Raw genomic sequence first — 1,091 nt, forward strand, 5'->3', positions numbered from 1 at the left:
GTACACAATTATGATGAATCATTTGAGAACGATGCGTACATAGCAATCGTGTTCATGGATGCGCCTATCCTCAAAAAAGTGTGGTTGATGGATACTCCTGGGGATCTAAACAGTGAAGACGACAGCGACACAGAAAAAGCGCTTGGTGGTGTAGAGCTAGCTGATGGTGTTGTATTCTTGTCTATGCACGCTGGTTTCTTTAAGGAAAGTGATTTGGGCTTTGCAGCAAATATCATCCGTCAGCGCCCACCAGTTGATAAAAATAATCCTCTGAAGCATCTATTATTCGTCCAATCGCACTGTCATAGCGATCTAAATGCTGATGATGTTTCTATGGTTGGTAAAGTGACGTTTAAACGCGTGAAAAAGCAGCTAGATAAGCTAATTTTCAATCATTGGATAGAAGATGGTTATATCGATGAAGCACCAGAACCTCAGGAACTGACTGCTCGTACACAACCGTTCTGGCGAGAGAATGAGTTATATCGTACATCGCTTATCCGTCAAGTCGATGAAATGGCAGATTACCTGAATGAGAATCATGCTGCTATCGTAGAGCAAAATATCAAGAATATTTACTCTCAAGCAGATAAGGTTCTAGCGGTTGCTATTGAATCATTGAAAGACAAAGAGCAATCAAGTGTTGACCGTGTAAATGAGGTCAATGAACAGGATGCGCGATTTCGTAAGCAGGCTTCTAAAATAAAGGCCGATTTCGAGGAACTTATTGCATCTTGTGCTGACCGTAAGAAAAAAGATCTTTCTGATATGAAGACCTTCTATCAGTACAATTCATCTGCGGAAGGTTTGGAAACGCTTATTACCGAAACTTATGATGACAAGAAAGAAGCTCAAACAGAAATTGGCAATTATTTCAGCCAACTGATCACCTCTAAACTCGAGAGTAACCTAAAATCTAGCGGTAAAGTTGTCTCAAATGAGGTGGACGCCCTTCTGGTGCGATGGCAAGAAGCAGCTCCTAAAATGACAAAAGCTTCTATTGACTCAGAAATTGGGGGGCTTGATATCGATGTTTCTGAATTTAACTCCCGCGCAGCATTTGTTGGTGGTATGGCCGGACTAGGAAGTCT

At 41.6% G+C, this 1,091-nt stretch carries 1 pseudogene; it reads left to right on the top strand.

Annotation, left to right across the window (positions count from 1 at the left end):
- Positions 1-1,091 (top strand): annotated as a pseudogene (locus IQP38_RS21340) (hypothetical protein); the annotation flags it as partial.

The organism is Vibrio sp. OPT41 (assembly GCF_015163595.1).
Taxonomy (GTDB): domain Bacteria; phylum Pseudomonadota; class Gammaproteobacteria; order Enterobacterales; family Vibrionaceae; genus Vibrio; species Vibrio alginolyticus.